Genomic DNA, 26,529 nt, shown 5'->3' on the forward strand with positions numbered 1-26,529 from the left:
GGAGATGGGGGCGCGCCCGCCGTCCTGTTGACGTTGACGAGCGAACCGGCGAAACCCTATCCGCATCGTACAGACGGCCAACGATCGAGGTCGCAGCGCGATTGAGGTCTCATATTCAGCTGTCGGGCTTCACGCAGCCTTCTAGAAGAGCCGCGCGGTCTCGAGAAAGTTTCCGCAGAAGCTGACGCGATGGATGGGGCTGAGTCCATGTTCCTTGATGGCGGCGATATGTTCGGGCGAGGCGTACCCTTTTGACTGGGCGAGATGGTAGCCGGGGTATTCGCCGTCGAGCTCGACCATCATCTCGTCACGGGTGACCTTTGCCACGATCGACGCCGCGGCGATGCAGGCGACGGTGGCGTCCCCGTGCACGACGTCGCGCTCGTTGGGTACGGCTCCGAGCGGGTTTCCGTCCATGAGGACGCAGTCGGGCGTGACGCCCGCATCTTCAACCGCCCCCGCCACCGCGCGCCGCAGGCAGCGCGCCATCCCGGACCCATCGATCTCCGCGGGCGGAATATGGCAGATGCCGATAGCCGTCGCTACCTCTGCGATACGGGCGGCAAGCAGCTCGCGCTTTGCCGGAGACAGCTGCTTTGAGTCGTTGAGGCCCCAGATGATCTGATCTGCCGGCAGGCAGACGGCGCACACGGTCAGCGGGCCTGCGACCGATCCTCGGCCCACCTCGTCAACGCCTACGACAACGCCGCTGCCCCCGAGTTCGCGCATGGAACGGTACATGTCGATGACACGCTGCTGCTCGGCAAGCGTCTTCTCGCGACGGCGGGCGGCGCGCTCACAGGCCTTCTTGACCTGGGTGCGGGGGTCGTCACGATAGCGATCGAGCAGCACGGGGATCTCGTCGATCGATGCGCTCGTGAGCTCAGCCGCAATCTTGGTTGCTGGAAGCGAGCTTGTCATATTTGCCATGGGATTCCCTTCTGTCGGCAATCCCATTGTAATAGCTTGCGAAAGGGAAATCCCTCCGACTCGACCATGACGGCGCCGCGGAATGGGTTGAAACGAACCCGTCCCCAAACAACCCATCTAACAAAAGAAGGCCATCCCGGAGGATGGCCTTGCGAGATGCTGGGTTGCAATAATCCCTAGCGCTTCTCGGGGATGCGAGCAGCCTTGCCGACCTTGTCGCGGAGGTAGTACAGCTTGGCACGACGGACGCGACCGTGACGGACGACCTCAAGCTTGGCGATCTTGGGGCTGTGCAGGGGGAAGGTACGCTCGACACCGATGCCGAAGGAGATCTTGCGGACGGTGAAGGTCTCACGGGAGGAGCCACCGCTCATGCGGATGACGTCGCCCTGGAAGACCTGGATACGCTCGCGGTCGCCTTCCTTGATGCGATAGTGAACCTTGACGTTGTCGCCAACGCGGACCTGCGGGATGTCCTCGCGGATGTCCTGACGCTCAATTGCGCGGATGTAATCCATCTTCTCGATCCTTACTCTTACCAGAGGTGCCGCTGAGTGACGACACATGGGTTGAACAAACGAAATTATTATACGCAAGCATGTGGTGAACGCAACACAAATTATGTGGGGCTTCGATGGTGACGAGACGCCCCGGCACGTCGGTTTGCCGCGGAAAGTCACAGACATCTCGCTTACGCTCGCACGAATGTAGGCCATACTGTACATGAATGACTTGATGAGCGCTCCGACTGGAGGAACCATGGCACAGCAGAAGACGCGGGTCCGCAGCATCCGCATCGGTTCGGTCGTCCTCTTGGGGATCGCTCTGGTTGCGGCGATCGTGTGGGGATCGGTGCTTGTCCGCACCCAGATGCTCGAGAACGCAAAAGAGCTCGCGACGCGCCTGGCGACCAGCTATGCGCAGCTGGCTCAGACGCGCCTGAGCTCGTTTGAGCAGTTCTTGAGCTACAGCGCGAGCCGAATGGACGAGTTGATCAGTGACGGCGCCGACGGCGCTCGGATGCAGCGATGGCTTGAAGGGTTCAACAGCGGCATGGCTTCCACGATGGATTCGGAGATGGCCGACCCCTACGCGGTCATCGACGGCACCATCATCGCCGCGAATCCATGGGAAGGCGACGAGGACTTTGATTACAGCCAGGCCTCTTGGTATCAAGGTGCCTTGAAAGCGCGTGGCGCGGTATATGCGACGGATGCCTATACGGATACGATCACGGGCAGAAGCATCATCACGCTCTCTATCGCCTTGAGCGGCTCGGGCAATGTTCTGGCGTTCGATATCCAGCTCGACGAGTTAGGGGCCGTTGCGGCGCAAAGGGCGGCTGACAGCAGCATGGGCTACGCCCTTTTCGACCGAAACGGCGAGCCCGTCGTGAGCAGCGGGTTGCTGAGCACGGAGTCCCCCGAATCGTCAGAATTCCTCAATCGGTTGAGAGAAGAGATCGATGCCGGCTTCCTCGACCAAAGCGACGCATCCATCGCGGGGCCGGACGGCACGAACCTGAGCGTCTTTTTCACGGAGCTCGATCCGGGCTGGCTCTCCGTGGTCACGATACCCACGATGTCGCTTCTCATGAACGGGATCACGCCGGGGTTCTTCGCCCTCATCGCGCTGTGCGCGCTGCTGCTCGGGGTCGTGATCTACACGGTGCTGCGCGAGCGCAAGAGCTCGCGAGCCATGCACGAGTCCGAGGACATCATCCGCATCCTCGGCAACACGTATTTCGGCATCTACCGCATCAACTACCTCGATCAGACCTATACGACCGTCAAGGCCTCGCCTGATACGGCGGCCGCCATGGGAAAGTCCGGAACCTACGCGCATTTCATGGATGAGATGCGCAAGGTGGTCCAGGAGGAGACCTTCGAGCGGTTCGCCGAGAGCTTCTCGTGCGAGAACATCCGTCGTCGCGAGCAGGAGGGCGTCACCGAGTTCGGGGGCCGCTACCTCAGGCGATTCGGCGACGAGTATCGCTGGGTGAGCGTCGCGAGCATCACGAACGCGGAGATCTCCAACGGCGAGGCCATCATCTGCTTCCGTGCTGTGGACAACGCCATGCGCGAGGAGATGCAGCGCCAGGAGCTCCTCGAAAGCGCGTTGGAGACGGCGCGTCAGGCGACGAGCAGGCAGCAGCGGTTCTTCAGCAACATCTCGCATGACATGCGCACCCCGCTCAACGCCATCGTGAACCTCACGCAGATGATTCGGAGAAACCCGGATGATCGCGAGCAGACGATGCGCTGCCTTGCACTGCTCGAGGAGGCCGGCAACCAGCTCGTGACGCTCGTGAACGACATCCTCGACATCTCCCACATCCAAAACGTCGAGCAGAGCGCGCTCGATCTGGCAACGGTCGACTTGGTTGAATGCGCTCGGACGTCGGTCGAGCTCGCTCGACCTCAAGCCGAGCAGGGCAATAAAGTCATAGAGCTCCATTCCGCCTGGCAGTCCCGTTGGGTGCGCGCCGACTCGAAGCGATTGGGGCAGGTGCTCAACAACCTCATATCGAATGCCGTGAAGTACAGCCTGGAAGGGGCCCGCGTCGATGTGACCCTGAGCGAGCCCGACGCGCGCGAGGACGATTCGCGCAAGGCGCGACTGTTCCAAATCGAGGTGGCGGACACTGGGATTGGTATGACCGAGGAGTTCTTGGGCCGCATCTTCGACCCGTTTGCGCGCGAGACCATGTTCGCGCCGCGTGGCGTGGTGGGCACCGGATTGGGCATGCCGATCGTCAAGAACCTCGTCCAGCAGATGGGCGGAGAGATCTCCGTCTCGAGCAAAGTCGGCGAGGGCAGCGTGTTCACCGTGACGATTCCGCTCGAGGTCGCATCATCTCCCGAGCAGAAGGCCTCCGATGAGTCGGCGGTGCGCGGCAAGGCGGCAGACGAGGGCGCCGTGTCGTTTGCGGGCAGGCGCGTGCTGGTCGCTGAGGACAACCTGACGAACCAGATGATCGCCGAGGCCCTGCTCGGCGCTCTCGAGATCGACGTTACCTGCGTCGACAACGGCAAGCTCGCTCTTGAAGCATTCCGTGATGCCGATTCCGGCGCATTCGACGCGATCCTCATGGACATGAAGATGCCCGTGATGGATGGAGTGGCCGCAACGCGATCGATCCGCGCACTCGAACGCCCCGATGCGAAATCGATCCCCATCATCGCGGTGACCGCGAACGCGTTCGCGGAGGATGCCGCCGAGGCGCGCGGCGCGGGGATGGACGGTTACGTGACGAAGCCGATCGATGCTGCCGCGCTCGCGCATGCACTCGAGGAGGTGTGGTCATAAACTATGAATCCGCTCTGCCTTTCGCTCTGTTGCGCGTTCGTGAAAGAACCGACCCATCCGAAATGCACCATTGAGGAACAGGCAGAGCGAGTAAAATGGTATATGCGCATATTTCCAGCGTGTTCCAGCTGCCAACATGCGCCGGATGAGTCCGGTTCTGATCTCGGAGGTGCATACTGTTGGCAGGGATAAACCCTCACATAAATCTCGAGAATCCCGAAATCCTGCGTTCATGGCTCGAGATGGCCTTGATGAGGACCGATAGCGAGCTGTGGGTCTACACGCCTTCCGATAAGCATCTAGACGTGTATGGGTTCAACGAGCAGGGAGAAAGCATCCATTCTGTTTTTGAAGATGCCCCTGCTTCGTGCATTGATGGTGGCCATGTCCACCCTGATTCCATCGAGGACCTGAACTCCCTTTTCCGGGCCATCGATCAAGGGCGTGAGCGTGAAATCGTATCCGTTCGCTTGAAGCAGCCGTCGACGGGGGATTTCGCGTGGTGTTCCCTCTCCTATCAGCTTCATGTATCTGAGGATGGCACTGTCGACTATGCGGTGGGCATGCGCTCGGCGCCCCGTTCGGCATTTGAGGATCGTTTTCCCGTAAAGGGAACGTTTCCCGAAGCGCTGTACCCTTACCTCATGCGTTTTGGTCAAGCGAACATCTCGCGTGGCAGAATGCGATTATTGTTGCGTCGCGACGAGCGTCGGGTGCACTTGCTTCGCGAGATTCCTTATGCCAACGCGATTGAAATGGGTGCCGCCACGCTCTTCTCTTCGAATGATCAGACATCGTATCGTGAGTTGTTGGATCCCTGCCGTCTTGTTGAGCGGTACCAGGCAGGAAGACGCTGGTCGGTCGCACGCTATCGCATGGTCGGCGCCGGCAGCACCATAATGAACGCGCGCATTGCCGTATGCGTCAGCATGCCAGAACAGGGCGATGACCTTATCGCGTCGATCTATGTGAACGCATGCGATTCGCGTTCGAACTGGGAGGCCAAATCCGAGATTTCCGCTGTTCGAGATCGGGAAACGCAGCTGTACTCGCAGGGCTATGCCAAGCTGCTCATCAATTCGTTGATGGGCGACGAGTCGCAAAATGATGTGTGTGCCATTTGCGCAATTGTGCTGGATGGAGCCAGCGGTATTTCAGAGAACCTGCGGGCGGATCTCATAACGGCAATCGGCGTCTTTATGAACACCGATTGCATCGCGTATTTGTACAACGAGACCACGATCGGTATCTTCTTTCCCAAGATTCCGTCCTCTTCGGCGGTCAAACGTCGACTGACAGGCGTGTTCAAGGCGGTGCGGGACAGCTTCCGTGATGCAGATGCCACCTCTTCAGAGGCGCTCGCGTCAGTACGGCTGATCGCATCGACGGTTTTCGGTTTCCTACGCACCTTCGATTTCAACGTCGCAACACTCAATGCATACGAAATGGCGTTGAAGCACACGGCTGAATCAGCTAGTGAAGATGGGGATGTCGTCGATGACCCGTTAGCACTGCGCGACCTGACCATGGTGCAGCAAACGGTGCGAGCGGACATGTCCGATATTCCCGATATCGACTCGCTGAGCCGCGAGGAGCTTGTCGCCTACGCGGAGACGCTGCGCGCCATGCAGGATGCCGAGGCTCCCTCGCAGGCAGTCTACGTTGCGCTGAGGGCCGCGGGGTTGTATTACCGGGCCCGCAGAGCCTATGTGCTCATGATGCCCAAGGATGACGAGACCATGACGGTGCTCTACGAGTGGACGGCGCCTTCAATCATGAGCATCCAAAGCCTGTTCTCTAAAACGCCTGCCTCGCGCTTTCCGTTCATTTTAGCGAATGTGGGTTCCGACAGACCCGTATTCGTATCGCACAGGCGCTCGGCCTCTCACCCTGATGGCTCCGAGAATCAAGATCCATGGAGGTTCTCCATCATCCCCATCTCCCATGCCGCAGCCTGCACGATGGCGCTGTGCATCGATGGCCCTTCAGACCATCTCAATTCCTGGTCGCTCGCTTCCTGTCTCGGCGGCCGCATCTTGCATGAATGGATCAGGTTGACGCGGGCGTCTCGATCGAAAGACCCGATGGTTCTTGCGCCTGATTTCTCCTTGCACGATGACCGCGATCTCGAGATGATGCTTGCTCGATCCAATCGCAACCTTTGGGGCTCCGCAGGCATGCTTGTCGTTACCCTCGCGGATTTACAGGATGTATCGAACGAAATTGGATTCAAGGGCGTATTCGATCTGTATATCAAAGTCCGCATGCTGCTCACCTCACTGTTTGGAGAGGAGCTTGTCTTCCATACAAGCGATATCGAGTTCGTCGCGCTCTCCCCCAACCAACCTTATAACAGCTTTATCCAACGATGCGGCCAAGCGCGGCTCGCCTTGCACAGCCTGCATCCGGACTGGTTCTCACTGGGAAGCTCGTGGTCGGATAACTCGTGCGACGTCTACGGAATCCTCTCGGAAGCGCGCGCTGTCGCAAAACGGGACAACTCCCACAAGGTGAGGATAGGACATCGAAACGATCATGGGGCGAACGATACCGAGCAGACGTCATTCCCCTTGCCCTTCACTTCGCCCCGTCCACTTCAAGGCGTATATACCATCTATCTGCAGCCAAAAATTGATATGCGCACCGGAGCCCTTGTTGGCGCAGAGGCGCTTGCCAGGTCTATCGGCAGCGACGGTGTGGTCAATGCCCCGGCGAGCGATATTCGTCGACTAGAGGAAGACGGAACGATAAGCGAGCTCGATTACTTCGTGTTTGATGCGATGCTTGCCACCATGAGCTCTTGGAAAAGCCGGGGCATTACCATTGTGCCCATCTCGAGCAACTTTTCGCGCAACACGCTGCTTGACTCCACGGCGTTGGCGTCGGTGCTTGCGATTCTAAGCAGGTATCCGGAGATACCCGTCGACAAGGTTGAAATGGAGATCACCGAGGCAGCGATCGACCTGGGCAACCATACGCTCTCTGAGGTTGTCGAGCGATACCGTTCTCTAGGTCTGCGCGTCGCTCTCGACGATTTCGGGTCGCATTACTCAAACGCATCGGTGCTCGCAAACGTGCATTTCGACACGATCAAGCTCGATCGCAGCCTCATCGGCGACCTGCCGGGCAACGAGGTGAGCCGCTTGCTCGTTCGAAACATCGCGGATATCTGCAAGAGCCAAAACATGTGCTGCATAGCGGAAGGCATCGAGTCGATTGACCAAGCGCGAGTGTTGGTCGAAGAGGGCTGCAACATCTGCCAGGGCTTCTACTACGATCGCCCGATGCCTGTCGAACTATTTGAGCGGAAGTATTTCGAAGTGTAAGGGTCGCTGTCCCGTACGTGCGGCGCCGTCATTGAAGTCCTGCTATGCAGTGGAGGCTCGGAAGGTGATTTTTCGGCAATTCTCGGGGCCGGAGCCTCCACTAGAGAGCGTGGGACATGGATCGGATGCGTCCATGCTCAACTGTGCCAAATGAATAGGCCCGGGATGCATATACTTCCCGGGCCTTTGCTGCTATGCGTGCGCTCGCGCTTCGCTACCGAGGCTGTCGATGATGGTGATGACCAGTCCCTTGATGGTGTTGTCCGTCGTGCGGTAGGGCGCGATGCGCAACGTGTAGTGACGGCCGTTCATCGCTGTGATCTCGCGGTCGATCGGTGTGAGGTTCTTGAGAACGGTTTCCGCGTCTCCCACGATGTCCTCATCGGGGAAGCTATGGGCGAAGATCTGTATGGGCCTGCCCACATCGTGATCCATCAACTGGAATTCACGACCAACGTACTCGGTGAACTTTCGAATGTTGAAGTTCTCGTCGATGAACAGGATGCCGATCATCGTCGAGGACAGGAAGTTCGAGAGGTCGTTCGTCGTCATGGTGAGCTCATCGACTTTTTGCTGGTACTCGGAATTGACCGTGTAGAGCTCCTCGTTGACCGACTGCAGCTCTTCATTCGAGCTCTGCAGCTCTTCGTTTGCGGTGAGCAGCTCCTCGTTTGCCGCCTGAAGCTCCTCATTGACCGTCTCGAGCTCACCGATGGTGGACTGCAGGTCGCTTTGCGATTCGCGCAGCTCGCTCTCAAGATCGGCGATGCGGCGCGCGGCTGTCGCCTCGATATCGTATTTCTCGATGATGCCCTCCTGATGCTGAGCGTCCGCTCGCTGCTCGATAAACAGCATGGCGACAAGATCGGCATCAAGGTTTCCGGGCATGGGGATAGGCTGCGCCACAAGGTCGATGACCTTCGGTCCGGAAGGGCAATCCACGCGGATCCCCTCGTAAGTGACCGATTCATGATCGGAGCGGCAGCGTGACAGAGCGGTGGAGGCGGCGAGGCTCAGGTCTCTGTTCACGATGGTGAACAGGTTGAAGGTGGCCTTTCCGGGCGCGATGCTCACAAAATCGAGGTAGTTTCCGAAGAAATGGATGACGTCGTTGTTCTCGTTGATGATGACCGATGCGGGCAAGAACCGCTCAAGGTAGTTCGTGTAGATGCTCTCCAGGCCATAATCGACCGAGCGCGCGGAGTCGGGAATGGTGTGGCGCGTGGGCACCGCCTGGACGGTTGGAATGTTGAACGACGTGGGCGCGGGGCTGTCGATCTTACCGGCGCCGTTGTGGATATAGATCTTCTCGGTGGAGCAAGCGGGCTGGAATACGTTCGGGTATTCGTTTGCCGTCTCGCTTTTGCCCAGGAAGAGGTACCCGCCGTTTTTAAGCGCCGTGTGGAAGATGGCAAACAGGCTGCGCTGCAACACGGGCTGGAAGTAGATCATGACGTTACGGCAGCAGATGAGGTCGAGCTTGCCAAACGGCGGGTCCGACAGCATGTTATGCGGCGCGAAGATGACCATTTGGCGAATGTCTTTGATGATGTGATAAGTTCTCTCGCGCTTCACAAAGAACCGCGCCAGGCGCTCGGGCGTCACATCCTCGATGATGCTCTCCCCGAAGACGCCCTTTCCCGCTTTCTCGATGGCCTTGACATCGATATCGGTGGCGAAGATCTTCACGTCGCGCTTGATCTGCAGCTCCTCCATCACCTCGCGGAACAGGATCGCAACCGAGTAGGCCTCCTCGCCCGTGGAGCAGCCTGCGCTCCACACGCGAATGGGCTCCCTCTCCCCTGCGTTCTTCACGATGCTCGTAATCACGCGGCTCTTGAGGACCTCGAAAAACGCAGGGTCGCGAAAGAAGCTCGTCACGCCGATAAGAATCTCTTTGGCAAGGGTGCTGACCTCTGCATTGTCGGTGTCGAGAACGTTGGCGTACTCGGCGAGCGACGCGGTGTGCGTGACCATGAGGCGCCGTTCGATCCTGCGCAGAATGGTCGAGCGCTTATAGTAGGTGAAGTCGATGCCGACATCCTTCTTGAGCGCCAGGTATATGCGTGACAGGCTTTCCTCGTCGCTGAAGGCGTCTTGGTCTTCGGGCATGAGCTCAATGTGGTACCGCGCGAAGTTCACGATCTCGTCTGCGATCTTGCGCGGGGGAAGCACCCAGTCCACCAGGCCCGTGCTGATTGCGCTGCGGGGCATTCCGTCGAACTTGGCGCTTTCCGGTTGCTGGACGATGGTGAGGCCACCGCTCTCCTTGATGGCACGGATACCGCTTGTTCCGTCGGTACCGGTGCCCGATTCAGCACCTGTCTCCCGACCACCGGAGCCTCATGGCCGACATCCTCGGCAAGCAGACCGATATGCCCGTGCTTCAGGTCGAACAGGATGTCGAGATCGAAGCCGACACCGTCTACCTCATTCCGCCAAAGAAGAACCTGAAGGTCGTCGGCAACCGTCTTCGGCTGTCCGATTACGACCATGCCGTGCTCAACCATCCCATCGACATCTTCTTCACCTCGCTTGCCGATGAGTACCGAGAGCGCTCTGTCGGTGTCGTCCAATCACCACAAAGCCGAGCCCGCTGTTCGATGGAAGCGCCTGGAACAGCTCCTGAAGCGCCTCGACGCCTCCCGCTGAGGCGCCGACCCCAACGACGAACGATGCAGGGGAGCGGTCGCTGCGCTGCCGGTTATCTGTACTCATGAGGTCCGACCTTTCCTATGCTGAATAAACAAGTGAAGAGTTTAAATAAATCCATGTTCAACCCATAGCTGTCGTACATGTTAAGTCGAACACATTGGACACCTTAATCCGAAGCTACCATCTCTATGATGATCGAATTTGTCGAAGGGTCGAATTCAAGAGGCGTACCACCATGTTCGTCTGTTCTTGAGTTCCCATATCCAATAATGCCAGAGGATCGACTAGCGGGAAGTGATGATGGGACGGCATCCGGACGCGGATCGACATGGGGATGCTTCCGAGCAGCAACTGAACCGTTTCGTGCTGTTGCTTGGGCTTTATGCTTTTGGGTGCCTGACTGCTGGACATCCTTTGAGGTGCGTCGAGGCGCGGACACACGTTGTTGGCCGGAGGTGGAATTCTTAATAGGATCTAAGGAGAGCAATCGGCCATCGATTACATTTAGACGCCATTCAATTTGCTTCATATGCTGCATTGAGCGTATATGCAACACGATAAGGGCTATGGCAAGGGCAACTAAAGTTGCAAGAAGCGTGACGATCAAAGTTTGCATGTATCAATCCTCCATCAACAATATAGTACGCAAACGCAAGCCTTTACGATGCGTTAAGTTTCGTGCGTTCCGCCTTTTCCCATACGTTCTTGTGCTTGCGGTACCCAATGAGTGCCAGCATGCGCACAACAGCGAGGATGAACCTCATAATGCTTACCTCGAAAAGTGAGAGCAGGATTGCGCGAAAATCGTCAGGAACGGTCAGGCGAAGATCTCTTGTCTGTACACGAGAGAAAAACGCTGTCAACGACATTACGGCACCAAAGCATGCATAGATCATAAAGAATACGATCATGAATGGCACGTTGATGAAGTTGAAGAGGAATGCGATAAGAACCGTCAGCAGGCCGAATAGATCGATGATGGGTGAGAGCAGCTCATATATGAGAAAGTAGGTGTAAGACAGCATTGCAACGGTTCCATACCTGAAGTTCGCAAATAGACGAGCATGCTTGATCATGCATTCAAACAGACCGGTATGCCAACGACGACGCTGGCGAATGAGGCCTCCAAATGTCTCGGGGGCTTGACTCCAACAAATAGCATCCGGAGCGTAACGAATTCGATAAGGAATTTCGTTGCCGCGACAGAATACATGCAAACGAGTCACAAGCTCCATGTCTTCGCCCACGGTAGTCGGATCATAACCTCCGATTGCTATAACGATGTCTTTCCTGAACAATCCAAAGGCTCCCGAGATGATGAGGTTGCCATTGAACTGATCGAGAAGAATGCGTGCCGAAAGAAATGATCGATCGTACTCCAAAACCTGCATTGCCGGGATGAGCTTACGCGGCAGTGAGTACGTCTGAATGCGACCATCTTTAAGGGCAATTCCATTTGCGGGTCGAATTAGACCTCCAACAGCGACAACGGAATCATCCTCGATAACGGGTGCAACTATTTCGCGAAGAGAGTCTCGCTGTAACGCGGAGTCCGCATCGATGCAAATGAAATAAGGATACCTCTGTTAGACCACCGTGGATACGGGCCGCCCCTACGCCGCCCTCGCCTCCCAGTACTCCCAGAACGGCCGGGCCTCCGCCTCCAGCGCGCGGCGGCCCGTCGCGTAGCGGCCGTTCGCGACGTGGGCGCGCAGCATCGCTTCGCGGGAGGCGTCGGAGCGCCTGGCCTGCTCCTCCCAGCAGAACCACCACAGGTAGCGCTGCAGGCGGCGGGTCGCCACGCCGCGGAAGCGCCACAGGAACCCGCGGAGCCGCTCGTGCAGGGCGTCGACCATGCCGGGCTCGTCCTCGCCGGCCTCCCTCGAGCCGTAGCGGTCGTGGGAGGCGGCGCCCGCCCCGGCGAGCGCGGGATCGCGGCGGCGGGCGAGTCGGTGGAGACCTCGGGGCCCTCCACGTCCGCCGCCGCGATCCCGGCCCTCGCCGCCCCGACGGACGGCCTGCCGCGCCCGGCCGCGACCGCGGTGCGGTCGCCGAGGTCGTTCACGACCGTGACGACGGCCACCTTGAGCGAGGATATCCCGCGGGCGCGCACGCCGTGGCCGTTGCGGCGGGGCTCGCGGGGCATGGCGTCGCGGGCCCTGTCGCGGCCGCCGGAGAGCGACTCGTTGAGGTACGGCTCGTCGGCCTGCGCCGACACGCCCTCGCCGTGCCGCATGGGCTGGAGCTGCGAGCGCATCGCCTCCAGGACCCGCATGCGCATGAACCAGCTGGTCTTGAGGCACGCCCCGCAGCGCGCCGCGGGCGACCTCGGGCTCTCGCCGGCGGCCATGCCCTCCACGTAGGACGACCGGGTCGCGGCGCCCAGCTTCGACAGGGCGAGCACCCCGCCCGTGGCCGCCGCGAGCGACCTCCCGCACCCGCCGCAGAGCCACCGCTGGGAGCCCGACGGCGTCCTCCCGCGCCTCGCGGCCCCCGCGCGGCCGCACCTGGGGCAGCGCACCGGCTCCCCGCCGCCCGCGCCGAGCTCGGCGAGCACGGCGGCCTTCAGGTCCGAGATCAGCCTCTCCATGCCGTCCGCGCCGAGCGCGACGGCCTGCTGCAGTATCATGTCGTACATGCGGGCTCCCTCCGTGATGGGTTTATGTTTGGCGACTTCCATCATAGAGGGGCCCGCGGACACTTTTACAGGGCCTCCGTATCCACGGTGGTCTAACAGAGGTTCGGCCAAAAGAATGGGGGCCGGAAAACCCGGCCCCCTCAGCAACGGGCTAAGCGCGCTTCAGCTTCGCTTGGGCTGCCGCAAGTCGTGCAACGGGGACGCGATACGGTGAACAGGACACGTAGTCGACGCCCGCCACATTGAAGAACTTCACGATGGATTTCGGGTCGCCGCCATGCTCGCCGCACACACCGAAATGCATGGTCGGATTCGCATCCCGGCCCTTCTCAACCGCCATGCGGACGAGCTCGAGAACCGCATCGTCGATCGTCTCGAAGGGGTTGCCCTTGAGGATCTTTCGGTGCAGGTAGATGGGGATGAACTTCGCCTCGGCATCGTCGCGGGAGAACCCGAACGCCGTCTGCGTGAGGTCGTTGGTGCCGAAGCAGAAGAAGTCGGCGTGGCGGGCGATATCGTCGGCAACCAGGCAGGCGCGCGGAAGCTCCAGCATGGTCCCGACCGGGATGTCGAGCTTGACGCCGCGATCCCGCTCGACCTCTGCGATCACCTGTTCGATGACCTCACGCGTCTGCACGTGCTCTTCGGTGATAGCGACCAGCGGGACCATGATCTCGGGCCGCGGATCATAGCCATCCTTGATGAGCTGAGCCGTGGCCGTCGTGATCGCGCGTACCTGCATGAGCGGCAGATCGGGATACACGACGGAAAGGCGAACGCCGCGAAGGCCCAGCATGGGGTTAGACTCCGACATGGCGTCGATTCGACGCAGACGGTCGCGAAGAGCGGCCAGCTCCGCCTCATCGGCTCCATCGGATTCGCGCTTGGCTATCGAGATCTCAAGCGCGCGCGGATCATCAAGGAACTCATGCAGGGGCGGGTCGATGAGTCGGATGACCATCGGGCGCCCGCTCATCGTCTTGAGCATCTGGACGAAGTCCTCCGTCTGCACGCGCAGCAGCTCCTGGAGCGCCTCGGCGCGCTCGGCATCATCATCGGAGAGGATGTAGGTCTGGATGATGTTCTTCCGATCTCCGAGGAACATGTGCTCGGTGCGGCACAGGCCGATGGCCTCGGCACCGAAATCGAGCGCGAGCTTGGCATCCGCGGGGTTGTCGGCGTTGACGCGAACGTGGCAGGGACGTCCACCATCCTCAGACAGGCGAATCTCGTCCGCCCACGCGAGAATCGTCTCGAGGTCTCCGGTCAGCTCCGCGGAGACCAAGGGAACGGCTCCGGCAACGACGATACCCGTCGCACCATCGATGGAGATGATATCGCCCTCATGCAGCACGATTTCCGTGCCGGAGACGCGAACCTCCTTCTTTGCGGCATCGATCTGGAACGCCTCGACACCGCAGACGCACGGCGTGCCCATGCCGCGCGCAATAACGGCGGCGTGGCTCGTCTTCCCACCATGGCTCGTGAGGATGCCCTCGGCCGCCACCATGCCTTTGAGGTCGTCGGGATTGGTCTCCCAGCGCACGAGCACGACGGGATGCCCCTCGGCAGCACGGGCGACGGCATCATCGGAAGAGAAGACGATCTCACCCACGGCGGCACCGGGGCTTGCGTTCAGGCCGCGCGCCAGGATGTCGAGCTCGACGCTCGCATCGAACTGCGGGTGCAACAGCTGATCGAGCTGTGCGGGATCGACGCGCCCGACCGCCTCCTCGCGCGTGATGAGCCCCTCGTCGACCATGTCGATGGCGATCTTGAGGGCTGCGGTCGCCGTGCGCTTGCCGACGCGGGTCTGGAGCATCCACAGGCGCCCCTGCTCGATGGTGAACTCGATGTCGCACATGTCGCGGTAATGGTTCTCCAGGACCGTGAAGACGCGCTCGAGCTCCGCACCCGCCTTCTCGAGGCCTTCAACCGTCTTCAGGTCGGAAATGGGCTCGGTGTTCCGGATGCCCGCTACGACATCCTCGCCCTGGGCGTTGACAAGGAAGTCTCCGTAGAACTCACGTGCCCCGTTGGCGGGGTTGCGCGTGAAGGCGACACCGGTCGCAGAGGTCGCGCCCTTGTTGCCAAACACCATGACCTGGACGTTGACGGCCGTGCCGAGGTCGTCGGGGATGCCGTTTTGCTTGCGGTAGAGGATGGCGCGCTCGTTCATCCAGCTGCCGAAGACGGCCTGGATCGCCAGGCGGAGCTGCAAAGCGGGATCTGCCGGGAAGACGATCTCGCCGTCGACGAGGAGCTCCGGATGGTCGGTCGCGTCCACATGCTCGGAGAAGATCTGCTTGAACTCGGCGACGAGCTCTTCGAGATCCTCGGCGGAAAGCTCGGCATCGCTTCGGACCCCTGCGATGAGCTTCTTCTGCGTGATGGCGTTCTCGAACAGCTCGGCATCGACGCCGAGCACGACATCGGAGAACATCTGGATGAAGCGGCGATAGGAGTCCCAGGCGAAGCGCGGGTTTTCGGTCTGCGCGATGAGGCCCTGGACGGATGCATCGTTGAGTCCGAGGTTGAGGACCGTGTCCATCATGCCGGGCATGGAGAACGGTGCGCCGGAACGGACGGAAACCAGCAAGGGGTCGGCCGGATCGCCCAGGCGCTTGCCCATGCGGCGCTCGAGGTCCGCCTCCGCCTCGGCGATCTCATCGAGAGCGCCCTCCGGCCACGTGTTGCCGGCAGTTGAATACTCCACGCAGGTCTGGCAGGTGATGGTGAATCCCGGAGGCACGGGGAGCCCGATGCGGGCCATTTCGGCCAGGTTGGCGCCCTTGCCGCCTAGGATGTAATTCATGCTTGAGGAGCCCTCGGTCACATCGCGTCCATGATCGTCCGTGCCAAAGCGATAGATCCGCTGCTGTGCGCTCACGATAATCCCCTTTCTCACGTACCCCCGTACGCACTATCGTGGTAACTGCCGGACGTCCATCCGCATCCGGTACCGGATATCCTAGCCGTTCGAGGGGCTGCGCAATACGGCACGACGCACGTTTAGCCAACTGCGTAACTGGTTTAGTACCAGTCGATAACGGTAAAAGGTTTAAGCATGGAGTCTTAGTATGTGTACCATGGTGATATCATGCAGCGATTGTTTCACAATGGTTTCCGTACCATCCCAGGCAATGCAAATCGGGGAAGTACCTGTTTCTTGCATGCATGTGCAAGAAACAGGTACTTCCCCGATTTGCATGCACGACGGTTAACGGTTGCGGCGTTTCGCTCGGGCTTCCTGGACCGTTTCCAGGTGCCCGATGATCTCGGCGGCGGATTCCTCGATCGCCTTGTTGTCCGTTCTGACGACAAAGCAGCCGAGGCGCTTCATGAGCGCTCGCGCCTCCTCGAGTTCATGCGCGATGGCCTCGGGGTCCGCATAAGACGAAGCGACGGCCCGGGTCATGTCGTCGCCGAGCCTGCTGTCACGGATGCTCGCGATGACATCGGTCGTCGACAGCAACCCGAACAGCCTCATGGGGTCGACGGCGTAGATCGAAGAGGGCGGTTCCATACCGTTCGCCAAGGGGATGTTCGCGACCTTGTAGCCCTGGAACGCAAGGTACATGGACAGCGGCGTCTTCGAGGTCCTGGAAACGCCGAGCAGCACGATGTCGGCATCGGAGAGGTCCTCGGCTCCGCGACCATCATCATGTTCGACGAAATACTCCATCGCCTCGATGCGATGGAAGTAGCGCTCGTCGGTCCGATGTATGGTGCCGGGGGTACCGGCGGGATCCATGCCGAGCAGATCGGAGATGGTGTTGAGCGCCGATCCCAGCAAGTCGACCGATGGCACCCCGAGATGCTGGAGGGTGAAAGCGAGGTTGTCTCGCAGGCTGGGATCGACGATCGTATAGAAGACGGCTATGGGCTCACCCGAAGCGATGCATGGCGCGATATAGCGTTCAACCTGGCAGATGTCAGAAACTTTGGGTAGACGGGCGATGCGTATCGATCCTTCGGGAAACTGGCCCGCGGCTGCAAGCACCATCTCGCAGGCGGTGTCTCCGAGCGAGTCGGAGATGACGTGGACGGTGACGGATCTCGTCGGCTCTGTTCCCATGGCGCTTCCTTTCCGAAAACCAGTGGACCACCAGTATCGCACGGCCGGAAAGAAAAACGCGGCGGACACCCGCGAAGGGTATCCGCCGCGCTGGGAGGATTCGTGCCGAGGCGCTTACTTCTTCTTGGCAAGCGCGCCCATGTCGGCGATGTCGGTGAAGACGGCCTCGAAGCGGTTCAGCAGGCGCAGGCGGTTCTCGCGGAGGGCCTGGTCGTCATCCATGACCATGACGTCATCGAAGAAGCGGTCGATGGGCTCACGCAGGGCGGCGAGCCCGGAGATGACCTCCTTGAAGTCCTTGTTGCCCAAGGCGATCCGCACGTACTCGAGCGCAGCGTCGGTGGCATGCATGAGAGTGCGCTCGGCATCGCCCATGATGGACTCGTCAACATCCATGCCGAGGTCCGAGTCGGCGAGGTGGCTTGCACGCGCGTACGCGGTAGCAAGGTTCTCGAACGTATCGGGATCGCTCTCGCGCGCGTTTTCAAGCTCATGGGCCAGGGCGAAGTAGTCGACGGGCGCCGACACGGATCCGGCGGAAACCGCGGCGACCGTATCGGGGGCGATCTTCTCGTCACGGGCCATCTGCTCCATGCGGCCCTTGATGAAGGCGCACACGGCGGCGCAGACGGCATTCTTGTCGAAGGCGAGGCCCTGTTCGGCGTAGGCGTCGAGCGCGGGGCCCACAAGCTCCTCGTAGCCGCAATGCAGGCGCTCGCGGAGGATGTTCAGGATACCGATGGCGCTGCGGCGCAGGGCGAAGGGGTCCTTCGAACCGGTCGGCGGCTCGTCGATAGCGAACATGCCCACGATGGTGTCGAGCTTGTCGGCCACGGCAACGATGCAGCCCGCGATGCCCTCGGGCAGGTCGTCGCCGGCGAAGCGGGGGCGGTAGTGGTCACGGATAGCGGAAGCGACCTCATCGCTCTCCCCTGCGGCCTTGGCGTAATAGCCTCCCATGACGCCCTGCTGGCTGGTGAACTCGACGACTGCGGAGCTGACGAGGTCGGCCTTGGCGAGATGGGCGGCGCGCTGGGCGTCGGATGCCGCATGTGCCCCGATGTGGGCCGCGTTGGCGATGGCGAGCGCAAGATCCTCCATGCGCTCCGATTTCTGCAGGACGCTGCCGAGCTTCTCCTGGAAGGCCACGTTCGCGAGGCGCGCGCGGAACTCCTCCATCGGAACCTTGAGGTCCTCGTCGTAGAAGAACTTCGCGTCGTACAGGCGGGCGCGAACCACGCGCTCGTTGCCGTCGACGATGCGCTCGGCGTTCTCGGGCCGGCCGTTGCCAACGACGACGAACTCGCGCGTCAGCTGGCCCTGCGCATCGTAGATGGGGAAATAGCGCTGGTTGGACAGCATGGACTCGCAGATGATCTCGTGCGGAACGTGCAGGAACTCCTCGTCGAAGGTGCCGACGAGCACGGTCGGCCACTCGCAGAGGTTCACGACCTCGTCGAACACCTTCTTGGGCATGTCGACGCGCGCTCCTCCGCGTTCGGACTCGATGGCCCGGACGCCCTCGAGGATGACCTCGCGGCGGCGCTCCTCGGACAGCACGCCGTTCTCCTCGAGCACACGCTCGTAGGACTCGGGGTTCAAGACGACGTGGTCGCCGGGGCCGAGCACGCGATGGCCGCGCGTCGTGTTGCCGCTCTCCACGTCGGCGTAGCTCACCGGGACGACCTCGTCGCCCAGCAGGGCGCAGATCCAGCGGATGGGGCGCACGAACGTCTCGTGGGTAGAACCCCAACGCTGGCTGCGGTAGTTCGGCCACTCGAGGTCGGAGATGATGGAGCGGCAGAGCTCGGAGAGCAGCGGCAGGGCCGGCGCGGCGGGAATGTCCTTCTCGGCGAAGACGTACTCACGGCCGTCGGTGTCGACGCGGCGCGCGAGCTCGGAGGCGGCCAGCCCGCACTTGCGGGCGAAGCCCTCGGCGGCCTTCGTAGGGTTGCCGTCCGCGTCGAAGGCGATGTTGGCGGCAGGGCCGCGCTTGACCTCGTGGATCGCCTCGGTCTCGGTCGCGACGGTGGTGAGGATGGCGAGACGGCGGGGTGAGGAGATGACGCGAATATCGCCATGAGCGAGGCCGGCTCCGTCGAGCCCCGCGGCAGCCAGCTTGGGAAGCTGCTTGACCGCGTTCATAAGCGGCGCCGAGGGCATCTCCTCGGTGCCGATCTCGAACAGGAAACTGCGGGTTTCAGCCATGTTAGGCGACCTCCCCTTCCGTAGTGTCGGCGCCGGCGACCTCGGCGAGGTACGCCTCGCAGCAGGCCTTGGCGACCGTGCGAACGCGCAGGATGTAGTTTGCGCGCTCGACGGCGGACAGCGCGCCGCGCGCATCGAGGATGTTGAACGCATGGCTGCACTTCATGACGCAGTCATAGGCCGGAAGCGGGAGCTTGGCCTCAAGGCAGCTGTGGCACTCGCGCTCGTAATCATCGAACTTCTCGCGCATCATCTCGACGTTGGCGACCTCGAAGTTGTATGCAGAGAACTCGCGCTCGTTCTCGAGGAACACGTCGCCGTAGGTCATGGGCGTGCCGTCGGGCAGATAGCTCCAGACCAGGTCGTAGACCGAGGTGACGTTTTGGACGTACATCGCCAGGCGCTCGAGACCGTAGGTGATCTCGACGGGAACGGGATCGACTTCGATACCGCCGACCTGCTGGAAGTACGTGAACTGCGTGACCTCCATGCCGTTCAGCCAGACTTCCCAGCCGAGGCCCCAGGCGCCGAGCGTCGGGCTCTCCCAGTCGTCCTCGACGAAGCGGACATCATGGTCCGCAGGATCGAGGCCGATGGCCTTCAGGGAGTCCAGATAGAGCTCCTGGGAGTTGGCGGGACTCGGCTTGATGAGGACCTGGAACTGATAGTAGTGCTGCATGCGGTTGGGGTTCTCGCCGTAGCGGCCGTCAGCGGGACGGCGGCAGGGCTGCGCATAGCAGGTGCGCCACGGCTTGGGACCGAGGCTGCGCAGCGTCGTTGCGGTGTGGAACGTGCCGGCACCGACCTCGGAATCGTAGGGCTGCATGATGACGCAGCCATGGCTTCCCCAGTACTGCTGGAGACGGAGGATAATCTCCTGGAAGGAGAGGGCGGAATTTTCCATCCTTACATTCCCCTCGACGATACTGTTCATACGGTCAAGATGATAGCTTATACGCCTGGCTGTAGATGGAAAAATAGGAGCTGGCACCTTATTCCCACGCGTTAGGGTTCTAAGGCGGAGCCGATCAACGGTACCGTCCTTCCTTCTATGGGGCCAGAGAGCCACCGGATGCCTGCGTCACCGAGGAAAGTGGCTGAAAATTTCTGTTTTGCTGTAAGCAGACTCAGCTAAAGTCGTTCGTTCTGGCCGTAATCCCCATATTGGCCGCTTATGGCGAGGGCGCCATGACTCAGAATGACTCATATGTGGCATCGGCAAAGGGTAGGATGGCCCCGACGACGGGTTTCAGGCCCGATCGCACGGCATCGCTACAGCAAAATAGAAATATCCAGCAACTTTTGCCCGAAGGAGGGATCTACGCGGGGCGGGTAATCCCATAGATTTACCGATGGCCGATGCACATCGGAGCATTAATCAACATTTTTCTACAGGGTGCCGATGCGGTTGAGCGGCCAATAGCGGAAGACGACGACGCCGATGACCTCGCTTTGCTCAACGGGACCGAAATACCGGGAATCGGCGGAGTTCTCGCGGTTGTCCCCCATCACCCAGACGCAGCCGTCGGGCACCGTATAGGGATAGGACAGCAGGACGCCTTCCGCCTGGCTTGCAAGCGGGTAGGACGAACCCTGCGTGTAGGGCTCATCGAGCTGCTGCCCATCGACGTACACGCGCCCCTCGATCAGATCGACGGTCTGGCCCGCCGTCGCGATGACGCGCTTGACGAGGATGTCGTGGTCCGAGCTCGCATCGGGGTTCGAGAACACGATGATCTCACCGGGCTGCGGCATCTGACCGAGCTCGGTGGTGACCTTTTGCGCAAAGACCTGGTCGCCGATCTCGATCGTATTCTCCATCGATCCCGTGGGGACCATATAGGGCTCGATGACGAACGTGCGGACGAGCATCCACGCTGCGAGCGCGATTGCGAAAACGACGACCCATTCGATGATGTCGCGGACTGTTGAGTTAGCGTGCGGTGTCACGAGCGCTCCCTACTCGGTAGATGTTGGTGCTTCCGCACTATGATAGCGTTCGATGCACTCCTGTGCGAAAGCGCGTTCCTTGTCGGTGAGGCCGGCCCCTTCGATGAGGTCGGGACGCCACCGACAGGTGCGCTCGATCGCGTTCGCGCGTCGCCATGCGTCGACCTTGGCGTGGTCTCCCGAGAGGAGCACGTCGGGAACGCCCTTGCCGCGGAAGTCGGCGGGCCTGGTGTACTGGGCGTACTCCAAAAGACCGCCCTCGACGCCGCCCGAGAACGATTCGTCGACGTTGGACATCTCGTCACCCAGCGCACCGGGAAGCAGGCGCACGACGGCGTCGGCGACGACCATGGCGGCGAGTTCGCCGCCGGTCAGCACGTAGTCGCCGATTGAAATCCGCTCGTCGGCATAGTCGTAGGCCCGTTCGTCCATCCCCTCGTAGCGGCCGCAGACGAGCAGGATGCGATCGTGTGCGGCCAGGCGCTCGGCAGTGCGCTGCGTGAACGGCTCGCCGCAGGGCGTGAAAAAGATCGTATGGGGATGAGGCCCCGTCGATGCGATGTCCTCGATGGCCTCAGCGAGGGGCTCGACCTTCATGAGCATGCCCTGTCCCCCGCCGTAGGGCTCGTCATCGACGGTGCGATGGCGGTCGTGCGTCCAATCGCGCAGGTTGTACGCCTCGAACTCGAAAATGCCCGCCCGGCGGGCGCGGCCCAGGATGGAGGTTGACATGACGGGCTCGAACATCTCGGGGAACACCGAGAGGGTCTCTATGCGCATGGGTCGTCCTTTGCCATGGGTGCGTCGGCGTCGATCAGGCCGTCCATAATGCGCACGGAGATCGAACCCGTATCGGGAAGGTCGACGATGACATCTTCGATGGCGGGGATGAGTACCTCGCCATAGCGACCGCCCTGAACGACCCACACGTCGTTCGCGGGCGTCTCCATGACCTCGCTCAGCGTACCGAGCTCTCCGTAGCGCTCATCGACAACGGGGCGTCCCACAAGGTCGTCAAACGCGCGGTCGAGCAGCCCGAGGTCCAAGTCGTCCTCACGGGCGAGCACGTAGCAGCCGGCAACCCCCTCCGCAGCGTCCAGGTCGTCGATGCCCGAGAACTTCGCGAGGCCGGATACCTCGTCGGCCTTCTCGATCGTGCAGAACCTGTCGCGCCTGAGCGCGGGCGGGGTAAGGGCGACGGTCATATGTTCATGTAAAAGGAAGGGAAGGCCCCGCAGAGCTTCTACGGAAACCTCCCCCTTGATGCCGTGCGGAGATACCACACGGGCGATGTTCCTATATGCGGTCGTCAAGGTTATCCCAGGACCTCCACCTCAACCGACGTGCCCAGTCGCGCTGCAAGAGCACGGGCGAGCGTGCGGATGGCCTTGATGGTGCGACCGTGACGGCCGATGACCTTGGCGACGTCATCGGTGGCTACGGAGACCTCGATGGTCGAGGATGCCTCACCGTCAATAACCTCAAGGCTGACAGCATCGGCGTCATCGACGATGTTGACAACAAGGTACTCGACCAGATCTGCGATGCGGTCGGAGATCATCTCTTCGCCCTTGAGATCTGTCATCTCATCGTCGATGCGCTCAGTGAGCTGATCGGACAATGTTACTCCTCGGTGGCCTCAGCCTCGGCGGCAGCAGCCTCAGCAGCACGCTTGGCCTCCTCGGCCTCCTTGGCAAGCTGCTTCTTGGACTTCTTGACCACGGTCTCGGTCTTGGGACCGGCCTCGGCGGCGCGAACGAGAGCGGCGACGGCGTCGGTGAGCTGAGCGCCCTTGGACTGCCAGTCAGCGATCTTCTCGAGGTCGAGGTTGATGGTCTTGGGGTTGGTCAGCGGGTTATAGCGGCCGACCTCCTCGATGAAACGGCCGTCGCGGGGCGAACGGGCGTCGGCGACGACAACACGGTAGTACGGACGCTTGTGAGAACCGTGACGAGCGAGGCGGATCTTAACAGCCAATGAAAACTCCTCCATCTTATGCAGCACGTGCTGCACCAACAAACAAACAGTATGGAATAATACGCCAACAGCCCGAGCAGGTGAAGCCCGTGAGAGCGACTTCTTCGGTATGGCCGCAGGCAAATTCATATTTTGACCACTCAAGCGGATATTGCAAGCCCTCCATGCAAAATCAAGATGAAACCGCTCGAAGTGAACTTTTGGGGACAGTCCCTTTTGATTCGCGATGGCGCACATGCGCCATCGCGAATCAAAAGGGACTGTCCCCAAAAGTTCACTCGCACGGTATACTGAATCCATGAAAGGCGAACAGACATACGATTCCGAAGCGTTCGCCTCCGCGCTGTTCGGCGCTTGGAGGGGACCGGCTATCGGGTTGCTCGACCTCGATGCGTTCTTTGCAAGCGTGGAGCAGCTCGATCATCCCGAATGGCGCGGAAAGCCGGTCATCGTGGGCGGCAGCCCCGAGGAGAGGGGCGTGGTCTCGACGGCCTCCTATGAGGCGCGGCCCTATGGCGTGCACTCCGCCATGCCCTCCGCCCAGGCCAAGCGGCTCTGCCCCCATGCGATCTGGACCAGGGGCCATTTCGATCGCTACCGTGAGATGAGCTCGAAGGTCATGGCGATCCTGTCCGACGAGACGCCGTTTGTGGACCAAGTATCCATCGACGAGGCGTTTTTCGACATATCCCCGGGAAGATACTCAGCTGAAAGCCCCGTGGAGATCTGCCGGCGCATCTCGCGACGCGTCAGCGAGCTCGGCGTGACGTGCTCGATCGGGCTCGGCTGCAACAAGACGGTGGCGAAGATCGCAAGCGAGCGCGACAAGCCGCGGGGCCTGACCGTCATCGTCCCCGGCACCGAAGAGGGATTTTTAGCCCCCTTGCCCGTCCGGGCCATGAGCGGCATCGGCAAGTCAGCGGAAGCGTCGCTTGCGCGCATCGGCATCCATACCCTCGGTCAGCTCGCTCGCGCCGACGTCCGCATCCTACGTCAGGTATTCGGCGTCAACGCGGAGATGATGCAGCTTCGCGCAGCCGGTAAAGAGCACAGCTCCGTTACCCCGATCGATGCGCCCGACGAGGTGAAATCGGTCAGCAACGAGCGGACCTTCGGCGAGGACCTGACCGATCGCGCCGACGTGAACGCCGCGATCGCCCTGCTCGGGGAGTCGGTCGGAAGGCGTCTTCGCAAGCGCGGGCTCGCGGGGCGCACCGTGACGCTCAAGCTCAAGTTCTCATACGGCAAGGGCAGGACCATCCAGCGCAAGCTCCCCCATCCCACCGATGACGAGAACGTGTTCGTCCCCGTCGCTATAGAGCTGCTTGATTCCATCTGGACGCCCGGTATGCATATCCGCCTGGCCGGCTTGGGCCTCAGCGACTTCGATTTGTCGGGAGGCGTCCAGACGGACCTGTTCTGCCCGGTAGACGAGCGCGGCGTCCAGACCAGCGATCGACGCGAGCTGTCCGTGACCATGGAGAAGGTGCGGGAGAAGTTCGGACGGGATGCCGTCGGCTTCGGTCGCGCCGCCCGCTTCCATGACGCCGTCGTGCGCAGAGACAAGTAGCACAGGGACCTTCCGGACGATGCGCATCTATGAAGGGCTGCGTCAACCCAGAAAAAAGGCCGGCTCGTGGCCGGCCATGAATCAGTCCTCGTAGCGGGTGATGGGCGCATCGCCCCAAAGCTTCTCCAAGCGATAGTACTCGCGCGCCTCGGGCGTGAAGACGTGCACGAGAACCGAGCCGTAATCCATGAGGATCCACGTGCCCTCCTCACGGCCCTCGATGGAGAACGGGTGCTCGCTGAACGCCTTGGCAACCTTCTCCTCAACCTCATCGACGATGGCGTCCACGAGACGGTTGTTCGAGCCGGTGGCGATCACGAAGTAGTCGCACACATCGGAAAGCTCGGTGAGGTCGAGGACGCAGACGTCCTCGCCCTTCTTATCGGAAGCCGCCTGGGCGGCGACGGCGGCAACCTCCGCCGCCTCGATACCGGAGGAAGAGGCGGAAGCGGCCGTGCGGTCGGAGGACAGGCCGAAGCCCTCGAGCATGGCGTCGGCGTCGGCCGCAGACGCGGCCTCGGGCGTATCGATGATCTCGGTGTCAGACATACCGTGCCTTTCTAGCGCGCCAATTCAAGCGCATAGTGGTTGTAGATGGTGATAGCCGTCGGATACAGATATCTCCTCGTATCAATAACATACACGAGACCGCCGGCAAAGCACTCAAAGAACAGATGCGCAAGATCGAGTTTTCCGACCTGGGCGCGAAGCCTCTCCGCGTACGCGCCCTTGCGCATGGGCTCGATGGCGTCTGCCACGAACACGACCATGTCGAGGTCGGTCATGTCCTCGGCGCCGACGGTGTGCCGTGCAATCGCCTGGAACACGCAGGGAGGCAGCTCCCCGAACAGCTGGGGCAGCTCGATCGCGGCGACGGGGCCGTGCAGGAGGGCGACGCTGTTGGCGGGAGAGCCGGCGACCTCGATGCCGTACTGAGCGGCGCGCGCGAGCAGTTCGGCCTCGTCGAGCACCTTGTCCCAATCGTGCACAAGGCCCGCCGCCTCGGCGAGAAACGGATCCACACCGTAGGTCTCGGCAAGGGACGCCGCCGTGCGCGCGACGCCGAGCGAATGGTTCCGGCGCTTGCGGTGGTCGGCCATGCGAACGTCAAGCATCTCGCGCATGCGGGCAAGATACGCCTGGCGGTCTTCGATCTCGTAGAACTCTGATGAGGACAAGGCCCCTCCTCTTTTCCTTACATCTTCGCCACGCCGTCGACGCGCTCGACGACATGCCTATTGTACAGGCCGTTTTTCCGGATATACCCGATGACGGACTCGCTCGTCAGATATCGCACGCTCTTTCCGCGGCTGACGCGCTCGCGGATGTTCGACGAGCTGATGGCGAGTGCCGGGATCTCGATGTAGCGGACATCGAACGGCACGCCCGAGGCGGATATGCGGGAGCGCGCCGTATCGATATCGTACCCGGGGCGCGTCGCCGCGATGAACGTCGCGAGCTCGGCCATCTCGGATGCATCGTGCCAGGTGACGAGGTCGGCCACGGCATCGGCGCCCGTGATAAAGAACAGCTTCACGTTGGCCGGGTAGTGCTCGCGCAGCGCACGAAGCGTATCGATCGTGTAGGTGACGCCCTCCCGGTCGATCTCGAAGCGACTCGCATCGAACGCCGTGTTCGCCGCGGTCGCCAGCACGGTCATGGCGTAGCGGTCCTCGGCATCGGTCACGTCGAGGTCCTGCTTGAACGCCGGCTTGCCTGCGGGCATGAAGAGCACGAGATCGAGCGCGAGCGCCTCGCGCGCCTGCTCGGCGGTGACCAGGTGCCCGTAATGGATGGGGTCGAAGGTGCCGCCCATGATGCCGAGACGGTACTCCCGCTCGGGGTCGGCACCCATCTCGGGCAGCCGCGGCAAAGCGCTTTGAACCAT

The 26,529-nt window shown here is 61.3% G+C and carries 23 protein-coding genes and 3 pseudogenes; 5 read left to right on the forward strand and 21 right to left on the reverse strand.

Annotation, left to right across the window (positions count from 1 at the left end; translation table 11 throughout):
• Positions 1 to 141 precede the first annotated feature (141 nt).
• Both rnhB and rplS read right to left on the reverse strand, forming a co-directional pair.
• On the reverse strand, positions 142 to 930 hold the full coding sequence (rnhB, locus tag QVN30_RS06680) for a ribonuclease HII (protein ID WP_289835851.1): 789 nt from the start codon (positions 928 to 930) through the stop codon (positions 142 to 144).
• A 176-nt stretch (positions 931 to 1,106) separates the two neighbouring features.
• Positions 1,107 to 1,448 carry a 50S ribosomal protein L19 gene (gene rplS / locus QVN30_RS06685; protein WP_066832135.1) on the reverse strand — a complete coding sequence of 114 codons (342 nt, stop codon included), beginning with the start codon at positions 1,446 to 1,448 and terminating at the stop codon, positions 1,107 to 1,109.
• A gap of 241 nt (positions 1,449 to 1,689) precedes the next feature.
• Here rplS and QVN30_RS06690 point away from each other — a divergent pair, with 241 nt between their 5' ends.
• Both QVN30_RS06690 and QVN30_RS06695 read left to right on the forward strand, forming a co-directional pair.
• Positions 1,690 to 4,239 (forward strand): hybrid sensor histidine kinase/response regulator, encoded by a 2,550-nt coding sequence (locus QVN30_RS06690; protein ID WP_289835852.1) that lies wholly within the window; start codon positions 1,690 to 1,692, stop codon positions 4,237 to 4,239.
• Between the two features lie 179 nt (positions 4,240 to 4,418).
• The gene (locus tag QVN30_RS06695) at positions 4,419 to 7,565 is read left to right on the forward strand and encodes an EAL domain-containing protein (protein ID WP_289835853.1); all 3,147 of its coding nucleotides are present in this window, start codon (positions 4,419 to 4,421) and stop codon (positions 7,563 to 7,565) included.
• A 192-nt stretch (positions 7,566 to 7,757) separates the two neighbouring features.
• Here QVN30_RS06695 and QVN30_RS06700 read toward each other — a convergent pair whose 3' ends face one another.
• Both QVN30_RS06700 and QVN30_RS06705 read right to left on the reverse strand, forming a co-directional pair.
• Positions 7,758 to 9,677 (reverse strand): CheR family methyltransferase, encoded by a 1,920-nt coding sequence (locus QVN30_RS06700; RefSeq protein ID WP_289835942.1) that lies wholly within the window; start codon positions 9,675 to 9,677, stop codon positions 7,758 to 7,760.
• 42 nt (positions 9,678 to 9,719) lie between these two features.
• A pseudogene (locus QVN30_RS06705) lies at positions 9,720 to 9,866 on the reverse strand (chemotaxis protein CheB); the annotation flags it as partial.
• On the opposite strand from QVN30_RS06705, the pseudogene QVN30_RS11450 reads away from it, so the two are divergent.
• Positions 9,854 to 10,126 (forward strand): annotated as a pseudogene (locus tag QVN30_RS11450) (chemotaxis protein CheB); the annotation flags it as partial. The pseudogenes QVN30_RS06705 and QVN30_RS11450 overlap by 13 nt on opposite strands.
• Here the strand turns inward: QVN30_RS11450 and QVN30_RS11455 are convergent.
• The 4 genes from QVN30_RS11455 to QVN30_RS06725 form a co-directional block, all read right to left on the reverse strand.
• Complete coding sequence (locus QVN30_RS11455; RefSeq protein WP_353738979.1) at positions 10,092 to 10,283, reverse strand: chemotaxis protein CheB; 192 nt, start codon at positions 10,281 to 10,283, stop codon at positions 10,092 to 10,094. The pseudogene QVN30_RS11450 and the gene QVN30_RS11455 sit on opposite strands and share 35 nt — an antisense overlap.
• Positions 10,284 to 10,386: 103 nt before the next feature.
• A complete protein-coding gene (locus tag QVN30_RS06715; protein ID WP_289835855.1) occupies positions 10,387 to 10,836 on the reverse strand; it encodes a hypothetical protein in 450 nt (149 codons plus the stop codon).
• A 43-nt stretch (positions 10,837 to 10,879) separates the two neighbouring features.
• On the reverse strand, positions 10,880 to 11,788 hold the full coding sequence (locus tag QVN30_RS06720; protein ID WP_353738980.1) for a glycosyltransferase family 2 protein: 909 nt from the start codon (positions 11,786 to 11,788) through the stop codon (positions 10,880 to 10,882).
• Between the two features lie 45 nt (positions 11,789 to 11,833).
• Entirely contained in the window at positions 11,834 to 12,076 is a 243-nt protein-coding gene (locus tag QVN30_RS06725; RefSeq protein ID WP_289835856.1) for a hypothetical protein, read from the reverse strand.
• A gap of 42 nt (positions 12,077 to 12,118) precedes the next feature.
• Here QVN30_RS06725 and QVN30_RS06730 point away from each other — a divergent pair, with 42 nt between their 5' ends.
• Complete coding sequence (locus tag QVN30_RS06730) at positions 12,119 to 12,583, forward strand: hypothetical protein (protein ID WP_289835857.1); 465 nt, start codon at positions 12,119 to 12,121, stop codon at positions 12,581 to 12,583.
• Between the two features lie 74 nt (positions 12,584 to 12,657).
• Here QVN30_RS06730 and QVN30_RS11490 read toward each other — a convergent pair.
• From QVN30_RS11490 to rpsP, 10 genes and pseudogenes are all read right to left on the reverse strand, one after another.
• Positions 12,658 to 12,903, reverse strand: a pseudogene (locus tag QVN30_RS11490) (hypothetical protein); the annotation flags it as partial.
• A 106-nt stretch (positions 12,904 to 13,009) separates the two neighbouring features.
• Entirely contained in the window at positions 13,010 to 15,748 is a 2,739-nt protein-coding gene (ppdK, locus tag QVN30_RS06735; RefSeq protein ID WP_289835858.1) for a pyruvate, phosphate dikinase, read from the reverse strand.
• 330 nt (positions 15,749 to 16,078) lie between these two features.
• The gene (locus QVN30_RS06740) at positions 16,079 to 16,936 is read right to left on the reverse strand and encodes a pyruvate, water dikinase regulatory protein (RefSeq protein WP_289835859.1); all 858 of its coding nucleotides are present in this window, start codon (positions 16,934 to 16,936) and stop codon (positions 16,079 to 16,081) included.
• A 114-nt stretch (positions 16,937 to 17,050) separates the two neighbouring features.
• A complete protein-coding gene (glyS, locus tag QVN30_RS06745) occupies positions 17,051 to 19,144 on the reverse strand; it encodes a glycine--tRNA ligase subunit beta (RefSeq protein WP_289835860.1) in 2,094 nt (697 codons plus the stop codon).
• A gap of 1 nt (position 19,145) precedes the next feature.
• Positions 19,146 to 20,048 carry a glycine--tRNA ligase subunit alpha gene (locus QVN30_RS06750; RefSeq protein ID WP_066832182.1) on the reverse strand — a complete coding sequence of 301 codons (903 nt, stop codon included), beginning with the start codon at positions 20,046 to 20,048 and terminating at the stop codon, positions 19,146 to 19,148.
• A 485-nt stretch (positions 20,049 to 20,533) separates the two neighbouring features.
• Positions 20,534 to 21,094, reverse strand: a complete 561-nt coding sequence (gene lepB, locus QVN30_RS06755) for a signal peptidase I (RefSeq protein ID WP_289835861.1) — start codon at positions 21,092 to 21,094, stop codon at positions 20,534 to 20,536.
• 9 nt (positions 21,095 to 21,103) lie between these two features.
• The gene (gene trmD, locus QVN30_RS06760) at positions 21,104 to 21,874 is read right to left on the reverse strand and encodes a tRNA (guanosine(37)-N1)-methyltransferase TrmD (protein WP_273358354.1); all 771 of its coding nucleotides are present in this window, start codon (positions 21,872 to 21,874) and stop codon (positions 21,104 to 21,106) included.
• Positions 21,865 to 22,377 (reverse strand): ribosome maturation factor RimM, encoded by a 513-nt coding sequence (rimM, locus tag QVN30_RS06765; RefSeq protein WP_289835862.1) that lies wholly within the window; start codon positions 22,375 to 22,377, stop codon positions 21,865 to 21,867. The genes trmD and rimM overlap by 10 nt, the downstream gene beginning before the upstream one ends.
• A 32-nt stretch (positions 22,378 to 22,409) precedes the next feature.
• A complete protein-coding gene (locus QVN30_RS06770; RefSeq protein WP_289835943.1) occupies positions 22,410 to 22,679 on the reverse strand; it encodes a KH domain-containing protein in 270 nt (89 codons plus the stop codon).
• 38 nt (positions 22,680 to 22,717) lie between these two features.
• On the reverse strand, positions 22,718 to 23,071 hold the full coding sequence (gene rpsP / locus QVN30_RS06775; RefSeq protein ID WP_066832190.1) for a 30S ribosomal protein S16: 354 nt from the start codon (positions 23,069 to 23,071) through the stop codon (positions 22,718 to 22,720).
• A 298-nt stretch (positions 23,072 to 23,369) separates the two neighbouring features.
• Here rpsP and dinB point away from each other — a divergent pair, with 298 nt between their 5' ends.
• Positions 23,370 to 24,641, forward strand: a complete 1,272-nt coding sequence (gene dinB, locus QVN30_RS06780; RefSeq protein WP_289835863.1) for a DNA polymerase IV — start codon at positions 23,370 to 23,372, stop codon at positions 24,639 to 24,641.
• An 81-nt stretch (positions 24,642 to 24,722) separates the two neighbouring features.
• Here dinB and rsfS read toward each other — a convergent pair whose 3' ends face one another.
• The 3 genes from rsfS to nadD form a co-directional block, all read right to left on the reverse strand.
• On the reverse strand, positions 24,723 to 25,130 hold the full coding sequence (rsfS, locus tag QVN30_RS06785; protein ID WP_187119131.1) for a ribosome silencing factor: 408 nt from the start codon (positions 25,128 to 25,130) through the stop codon (positions 24,723 to 24,725).
• A gap of 71 nt (positions 25,131 to 25,201) precedes the next feature.
• Complete coding sequence (gene yqeK / locus QVN30_RS06790; protein ID WP_343217532.1) at positions 25,202 to 25,819, reverse strand: bis(5'-nucleosyl)-tetraphosphatase (symmetrical) YqeK; 618 nt, start codon at positions 25,817 to 25,819, stop codon at positions 25,202 to 25,204.
• Between the two features lie 17 nt (positions 25,820 to 25,836).
• Positions 25,837 to 26,529, reverse strand: a complete 693-nt coding sequence (gene nadD, locus QVN30_RS06795; protein ID WP_066832201.1) for a nicotinate-nucleotide adenylyltransferase — start codon at positions 26,527 to 26,529, stop codon at positions 25,837 to 25,839.

Source organism: Collinsella ihumii (assembly GCF_030385545.1).
In the GTDB taxonomy this organism is placed as follows: domain Bacteria; phylum Actinomycetota; class Coriobacteriia; order Coriobacteriales; family Coriobacteriaceae; genus Collinsella; species Collinsella ihumii.

Coding starts and splice junctions, on each gene's coding strand:
- rnhB (WP_289835851.1), bottom strand. CDS start 930: ATGGCAAATATGACAAGCTCGCTTCCAGCAACCAAGATTGCGGCTGAG.
- rplS (WP_066832135.1), bottom strand. CDS start 1,448: ATGGATTACATCCGCGCAATTGAGCGTCAGGACATCCGCGAGGACATC.
- QVN30_RS06690 (WP_289835852.1), top strand. CDS start 1,690: ATGGCACAGCAGAAGACGCGGGTCCGCAGCATCCGCATCGGTTCGGTC.
- QVN30_RS06700 (WP_289835942.1), bottom strand. CDS start 9,677: ATGCCCGAAGACCAAGACGCCTTCAGCGACGAGGAAAGCCTGTCACGC.
- QVN30_RS11455 (WP_353738979.1), bottom strand. CDS start 10,283: ATGAGTACAGATAACCGGCAGCGCAGCGACCGCTCCCCTGCATCGTTC.
- QVN30_RS06715 (WP_289835855.1), bottom strand. CDS start 10,836: ATGCAAACTTTGATCGTCACGCTTCTTGCAACTTTAGTTGCCCTTGCC.
- QVN30_RS06725 (WP_289835856.1), bottom strand. CDS start 12,076: ATGGTCGACGCCCTGCACGAGCGGCTCCGCGGGTTCCTGTGGCGCTTC.
- QVN30_RS06740 (WP_289835859.1), bottom strand. CDS start 16,936: ATGGGAACAGAGCCGACGAGATCCGTCACCGTCCACGTCATCTCCGAC.
- glyS (WP_289835860.1), bottom strand. CDS start 19,144: ATGGCTGAAACCCGCAGTTTCCTGTTCGAGATCGGCACCGAGGAGATG.
- QVN30_RS06750 (WP_066832182.1), bottom strand. CDS start 20,048: ATGGAAAATTCCGCCCTCTCCTTCCAGGAGATTATCCTCCGTCTCCAG.
- trmD (WP_273358354.1), bottom strand. CDS start 21,874: ATGCGCATAGAGACCCTCTCGGTGTTCCCCGAGATGTTCGAGCCCGTC.
- QVN30_RS06770 (WP_289835943.1), bottom strand. CDS start 22,679: ATGACAGATCTCAAGGGCGAAGAGATGATCTCCGACCGCATCGCAGAT.
- dinB (WP_289835863.1), top strand. CDS start 23,370: ATGAAAGGCGAACAGACATACGATTCCGAAGCGTTCGCCTCCGCGCTG.
- rsfS (WP_187119131.1), bottom strand. CDS start 25,130: ATGCTCGAGGGCTTCGGCCTGTCCTCCGACCGCACGGCCGCTTCCGCC.
- nadD (WP_066832201.1), bottom strand. CDS start 26,529: ATGGTTCAAAGCGCTTTGCCGCGGCTGCCCGAGATGGGTGCCGACCCC.